Origin of the sequence: Bartonella sp. AP258QHHD (genome assembly GCF_042196145.1) — a bacterium.
In the GTDB taxonomy this organism is placed as follows: domain Bacteria; phylum Pseudomonadota; class Alphaproteobacteria; order Rhizobiales; family Rhizobiaceae; genus Bartonella.
Genome location: NZ_JBHIPR010000003.1, coordinates 391 through 593, shown reverse-complemented (window position 1 = coordinate 593; position 203 = coordinate 391). Strand labels below are relative to the sequence as shown.

Annotated in this window: 1 protein-coding gene; it reads left to right on the top strand. The window is 49.3% G+C overall.

What is annotated here, in order from left to right; all coding sequences use genetic code 11:
- Positions 1 to 203, top strand: a 203-nt coding sequence (locus ACFIMM_RS09550) for a hemagglutinin repeat-containing protein (protein WP_375692564.1), incomplete at both ends; no start/stop codon positions are given.

Genomic DNA, 203 nt, shown 5'->3' with positions numbered 1-203 from the left:
CCGTGGGCTTTAAGACAGAGAAGGCAGAAGCCTCTGTTCAGACCTCTACAGCGGTAACAGATAGCATAGAAGCAGGACGCGCTGTTAATATGCAAGCCCACAAAGGCAGCATCCATGGTGTTGGAGCCGATATTATTGCCGGTACAAACCCGATGCAAAGCAATGATGAACAGAGCGGGAATATCACCATGGAAGCAGGTAAA